Origin of the sequence: Desulfonatronospira sp. MSAO_Bac3 (genome assembly GCF_003838035.1) — a bacterium.
Taxonomy (GTDB): domain Bacteria; phylum Desulfobacterota; class Desulfovibrionia; order Desulfovibrionales; family Desulfonatronovibrionaceae; genus Desulfonatronospira; species Desulfonatronospira thiodismutans.
In genome coordinates, this window is record NZ_QYZY01000176.1 from 1 (window position 1) to 5,855 (window position 5,855).

The following is a 5,855-nucleotide window of genomic DNA, read 5'->3' on the forward strand; positions in this document are numbered from 1 at the left end:
GCGGAAAGTAATCCGGAACAGACCTTTCAGCAAACCGGTAAAAATCGGCAAAGATTTTTCTGCTCAGGCTCAACTCATCCACCAGGAGATCTTCTTTGATATTATCTATGGGCTGATCCAGTTTTTCCAGGTAGCTGTGGGCAAAAAGCTTGAAGAAATCACAATCCGTGTTCAATATCCGGTTCAGGGTTTCGCTGGCCTGGATATTTTTCTGATCGAACTTGACATCAAAATTGATCCTCTTGATCCTGGTATTGGCCCATTCCGGGGGATTAAACCGGTTTGTGGTCATGATTATCTGGGGCACAGGATGTCCCGGGTTCCACCATACCTCCCAGTAATTCTTGAGCACTGTTTCAATGTTTGAGCCTGAGCCGATATTTACATCATCAAACATGAGCGGAAAAACCGTGCCGAACATCTTGGCGCTCATGATCCTGGTCTTGTTGAAATATTCCTGGGCAATGGGCTCCAGATGCCTGCCGGTCATCAATTTCAGGCAAAAGCGCAGGAAATTGGTCTTGCCGTTGAATGAGGGCCCGTACAGATACAGGTAGCTGGGACCCCTGGAATACATGTCCACCTGTTTCTTCAGTTTCTTGAACTCATGAGCAAACGGAGCTGAGAGCACATACAAAAGCGCCTCGAACACATTGGCCTGAATTCTTTTATGGTCTATGGATTCCCCAAAACCGTATGATTCCACATACTCCTCAATATATTCCAGACCCTGCCGGACTTCCTCCCTGCTGTGTACCGGCCTGGACAAGACACCCCGGTAGTCCCCCATGTGCAGGAAAACCTGCCGGCTGGATCTGTGCGTACCCATAAGGGGAACCCCGCAGCTTCTTTTGACGTAATCCGAAAAATCCCTGGCGCTTAACCTGAGCTCGGACTTGACAATACTTGGCTTCAAAGGCTGCAGTTTTTTCTCGATGCCTTCCTGGGTCTTTACATCTGAAGGGATTATCACTCTGATCTCCCCGCTGGCCGGCTGTTCCTCGTCCGGTTCCCCGGTATCCGGGTTTTCGGAGTGTTCATTATTATCAACAGTGCTCAATGCCTGCCGGGTCAGATCTGTAAATACACGTGAGGTTTCAGATTCCGCCAGGTCCTTTACTTCCCCCACATCCTGGGAAAGCCAGGTCCTGATGACCTTTTCCTCATCTTCATCTCTGTTTTCCGCCAGTTTGATCAGATCATCCAGAAACAGCCTGGAATTTTTCAGGTGCTCCTTGTAGTCCTGGACAAACTTTTCCAATAGTGGATCTGGGCTCTTTAAATCCCAGTATACCACATAGTTGTGCTGTTTTGTGGCTTTGGCAGCCGGCTCGCTGAAATTGGCGCTGCCTACTATCACCCTGTACATGTCCTCGTTTTTCAGGATGTAAAACTTGGAGTGTATGGTCTTGCCCCTGGGAAAAAAGACTGTCAGCTTCTGCTCTTTTACCAGGTGCATAAGTTTTTGGATCAGGCTGATCTGCTTGTTCTCCAGGTCCTTCTTGTAATGTTTGACCGAGATGTTCTCCCCCACCAGAAGCTGCATGTACTCGAATTGGAATTTTTCAAATATGGACAGCATCAGGGTAGGTGAAGCCACATAGGAGACGGCCCTGATTTCCTTGTACCCGGAAATCAAGCCTTCAAAATCCTTGGGCTTTTGCAGATACAAAGTCTGCGGCTGGGCACCCTGTCGGGGCAACTGGCCGGGCCGGGCTTGTTTTTTGGTCATGGTCAGATAATGGGTCTCTGGGTTACACGTTGCTGGAGGATCGTATACAACCTCCCGGGAAAATTCAAACGACCAGGCTCGTCCAAGAGTGAAACCGGATCCTCTTCCAGGGTGTTTCACCGGGGTGACTCAAGGCCTGCTTCAGGCCGGACGTGAGGTTTTTTTCTTTACGAAAAAAGTACCCTTAAACCGGAAGAGCCTCGTGCAAAGTCAAAGCAGGATGTATTAATGGACGAAACCAGAACCACCCCAGAGGCAGGATATGGGTACTGCATACAGATCCTTTCCAAAAGGAACCACGGAATCGCCGTCATAAAGCACCACTCCAGCTGTGAAACTTTTCTCTGCTGCTCTCTGGAGCTTTTGCAAACCATTAAAGTCGGAAGACGTAACTGTAGAGCCCGCCTTAACCTCAATCCCTGCCAGTTTACCTCCGGACTCCAGAACCATATCTACTTCATTATTATCCTTATCGCGGAAATGGCTGAAAGAAATATCATCTTCCTGCCAGCCGGCTTGTCGGCGCAGTTCCTGAAGGATAAAAGTTTCCAGGAGCTGTCCGAACAAGGCGCGATCCTGCCATAGAGACCCGGCATCCAGACCAAGCAGAGCACATGCCAGGCCGGTATCTCCCAAATGCAGCTTGGGCGTCTTTATCAGACGACTCAGGCGGTTGCTGTGCCAGGGCGGGAGTTCCTCCAGCAGAAAAATCCTGGACAAAAGGGTCAGATACTCCCGAATTGTCGGCCGGCTTACCTGAAACGGAGATGCCATATCAGATACGTTTATCAGTCTCGCCGTCTGGCCGGCAGCCATCTCCAGCAGGCGCGGCATAACGTCCAGCCTGCTGATGCGGGTCAGATCAAGCACATCCCGCTGCACAAGGGTGTCTATGTAGTCCCGGTACCAGGCTGTTCTTCTGCGGGCTGTTGTCCGGGATAACGCGGCAGGGTATCCACCGGCAGTAATATGTTCGACCAAAACCCTGCCCTGACGTCTGCCAAATACACCAATCCTGAACCCCCTCCCAAACAATGCATTCAGGAAAGCAGCCGGCTTACCGGCCATCTCAGCCCGGGAAAGCGGGTGCAGTCGCAGAATGGCCATGCGCCCGGCCAAGGAATCAGCCAGCCGGGGAACCATAAGTACATGTGCCGACCCGGTCAGAATGAACCGCCCTGGCTTTCGCCGCTCGTCCACCACCGCTTTCAAAGAGGTGAACAATTCCGGCACCCGCTGCACTTCGTCCAGGATTACCTGCTCGGGCAGATCAGCGACATACCCTACCGGATCGAACTGCGCCGCAGAGCGTTGCACGTCATCGTCAAAGCTCAAATACGTGAACCCCCGCGCATCACCCACCAGTCTGGCCAATGTTGTTTTGCCGCATTGGCGCGGACCATGAATCAGAACAACCGGCGTATCAGTCAAAGACTCCAGGACACGCGGCATAATATATCGAGGGTAAAGATTATCGGGCCTCATGCTTGCCATTTGTAAACGGACAATCGTCTAATTGCAAGCAAATTGGGCGTCTGATTGAAAGAAACAGGCCGTCTGATTGAAACCTGAAACTATAAGCCCAGATATTTTTCATCCCTGCATGTCCAGCTGACATGAAGATGAACACCGGCATTGAGGTGTGTCCTTTAACTCCATTATCTGTGCTTTAGTCTTCACGGTCTTTTCCGGTTGAAAAGATTGGCTGGAAATCATCTCGACCCAAAGATAATCCCCTGAGCTTCTTTTTTCAAGGCTTGGTCAGGAATTTCAGCCGCCCAGACCCCCAGCAGGTCCAGGACAACCGTCTCTTGTCCCTGGGCGTGCTGATTCAAGAACGGTCATTCTGAATTTATCACTTGCTCAAGCTTGCTGATCAAAGGAGGCAGGTTTACCTGAACCGTTCTCCAGATCACTTCATGGTCGATGTCAAAATAGACATGAACCAAACGGTTGCGCATGCCTATTATTTTTTTCCATGGGATGTCCGGATAATCCTCGCGAAGCTCCATGGAAATTTTTGATGCAGCCTCTCCGATAATTTCAATTGAACGGATCACTGCCCTGACTGTTTTACCGTCATGCAAAAAATCTTCAAATGACAAACCCTGAACATATAAGCAGGCTTCTTTTGCCTCCTCAATAATATGTTTCAGGCGAATCCTGTCTTCAGGCTGCATATTCCACCCTGGCCTTCTGCATGACATCTTCACGGAAATAACGGCTGAGTTCTGCAGGGGTCCTGAGATCCACCTTCAGTCCGGTCATCTCTGAAAGTTCCATTTCCATACCGGCCAGGTCCAGGAGGCCTGGTACATGCTCCTTGTGAAATTCCACCAGGATATCTATATCGCTGCCGGGCTTCAGCTCACCATGCAGTGCTGAGCCGAAAACAGACATTTTCCTGATGTGGTGCCTGTGACAGAAATCCTTTATCTGGGAGGCAGAAACATGATTTTTCAGTTCAAACATATGCTCACCTCTGTGATTGCCTTGCTAAAGCGGGCTATGCCCGCAACCCATTTTTCCTCACGCAAAGTCGCCCAGTTAAATCCTCTTCGAGGTGCTTACGCATTTAATCAGGCCAAGGCGTGACAAGCAAAGATCGCAAAGGAAGAAATTTATTTTTGCCCGGTGCATGGCAACATTCAACCGGGACTGCTCTTCGGTATAGGATAGCGGGCACGGCATAAACTCCCCTCCTTAGCCTCTGATTTTATAGCACATCCGGCCTACACCTGCAAAACATCCAGCACTTCCCCGGGGAGCCTGGACACCGCCCAGGACCCCTCTCCAAAGCCGCCGTGTTCATAATGCTCTTTTAAAATCCTCTTACAGTCATCAAGTACTTGATCAATATCCATATCTCACCCTGCCACGCGTCTTAGCGTGGTCAGCGTGATAAAACTGACTTTTTGCTGACGTATCTTTACTGGCCTGAAACCTGAAAGACCTCTGCCCCTTGTTGAGGCAGCTGAACAAAGACAAAAAAGGACTCAGGGTAGAGATAGTCATCACCTGATTCGTCAATAACCCTCAAGTAACCATCAAGACTTGCTGATTCGTCAGGGATGACCTGATACACCTTGCGCTTTTCCAAATCATCACAATCCTTGTTCTCAATACATAGCACAAATTGATTTTGCATAACTCCATATATTTCAGCGATTAGCAAACCAGACAGCATAATCTTTTACTGGTTGATAGTTTGAAGATGTTCGGTCAATGACTTCCAGGTCACATAATGGAACTGCGTATTTTCGTCTCCCGGCACGGATCGAAACTATAATCCCGTATAGATTGTCCCAGCCTTCAAAGCCATGAACTTTTACCTTGTCAACCTGCTGCAACAGTCCTTTTTCCTGAAATTCCGATACTACTGCTTCAAACGGCAGCTTTAAAACTTCTTCTAGATGTCTTTCCCAGGCATCAAACGCATGTATCTGTTTAGCGCTTTTAAGGAAAGCAGGGGACAGGCACTCCAGGACCCACTTGAGCATCATTTTGTGCTTAAAACATCTCATTTTTTGGGACAAGTGGGTCCCGGAAGAGCCAGTCCCCATGCCACATGCAAAGCGCTAAACAGATACAAACGCATCAATATCATCCCCGCTTTTTGCTTTTTCCAGAACATTCAGGATGCGTTTTCCCTCTTCTCCCAAACCAGCCCAAGAATATTTATTGTTAAGATGAGATGATATGTTTTCACGATCTTCATTATTGTCTCTTGGATCAGCCGGATCTATATCCTCTTGATATAGATACATCCTTTCCCAATCCCAGTTCATTGCTTCACATTGTTCAATAACTTCACTTGGCATATGTTTAAGTGTGTGGCTGTCCCATTCTATCAAAAACGTTTTTTGATTCTTATCAATCTCTACAATCCTGCCTTGCCAGCCTCCAATATCAATCTCCAGGTCAGGATCTTTGGTACCGGATTTAACTACAACAGAATCTCCTGCTTTCATGATAGATTTTCTCATAATTTTTTGAGCAACTTTAATTTTGTTTTCCTTTTTGCCTCTCCGGTGGATAATTCCATGTGTGTTTTCCGTTTCCTACCAGTGCACCCCGATAATAGGCCGGTAGTTCTGCTGAATCTGCTTCTCCCGCAGGGCCA

8 protein-coding genes are annotated in these 5,855 nt (G+C 48.5%); all 8 read right to left on the reverse strand.

Going from position 1 to position 5,855, the window contains the following annotated elements; translation table 11 throughout:
* The coding region (locus D5S03_RS05835) for a phospholipase D family protein (RefSeq protein ID WP_287042990.1) at nt 1-1,732 on the reverse strand (1,732 nt) is incomplete at its 3' end.
* A 225-nt stretch (nt 1,733-1,957) separates the two neighbouring features.
* Nucleotides 1,958-3,226 carry an ATP-binding protein gene (locus tag D5S03_RS05840; RefSeq protein WP_353745148.1) on the reverse strand — a complete coding sequence of 423 codons (1,269 nt, stop codon included), beginning with the start codon at nt 3,224-3,226 and terminating at the stop codon, nt 1,958-1,960.
* Nucleotides 3,227-3,573: 347 nt separating this feature from the next.
* Nucleotides 3,574-3,912, reverse strand: a complete 339-nt coding sequence (locus D5S03_RS05845; protein ID WP_008869703.1) for a HepT-like ribonuclease domain-containing protein — start codon at nt 3,910-3,912, stop codon at nt 3,574-3,576.
* Entirely contained in the window at nt 3,902-4,204 is a 303-nt protein-coding gene (locus tag D5S03_RS05850) for a nucleotidyltransferase family protein (RefSeq protein WP_008869704.1), read from the reverse strand. Before D5S03_RS05850 ends, D5S03_RS05845 begins: the two co-directional genes overlap by 11 nt.
* Before the next feature lie 260 nt (nt 4,205-4,464).
* Nucleotides 4,465-4,596, reverse strand: coding sequence for a hypothetical protein (locus D5S03_RS05855; RefSeq protein WP_287042994.1), 132 nt, complete (start codon nt 4,594-4,596; stop codon nt 4,465-4,467).
* A gap of 65 nt (nt 4,597-4,661) precedes the next feature.
* Nucleotides 4,662-4,832, reverse strand: a complete 171-nt coding sequence (locus tag D5S03_RS05860; RefSeq protein ID WP_287042996.1) for a hypothetical protein — start codon at nt 4,830-4,832, stop codon at nt 4,662-4,664.
* A gap of 61 nt (nt 4,833-4,893) precedes the next feature.
* The gene (locus tag D5S03_RS05865) at nt 4,894-5,235 is read right to left on the reverse strand and encodes a calcium-binding protein (protein WP_161598646.1); all 342 of its coding nucleotides are present in this window, start codon (nt 5,233-5,235) and stop codon (nt 4,894-4,896) included.
* A 75-nt stretch (nt 5,236-5,310) separates the two neighbouring features.
* On the reverse strand, nt 5,311-5,703 hold the full coding sequence (locus D5S03_RS05870) for a hypothetical protein (RefSeq protein ID WP_144311483.1): 393 nt from the start codon (nt 5,701-5,703) through the stop codon (nt 5,311-5,313).
* Nucleotides 5,704-5,855 lie beyond the last annotated feature (152 nt).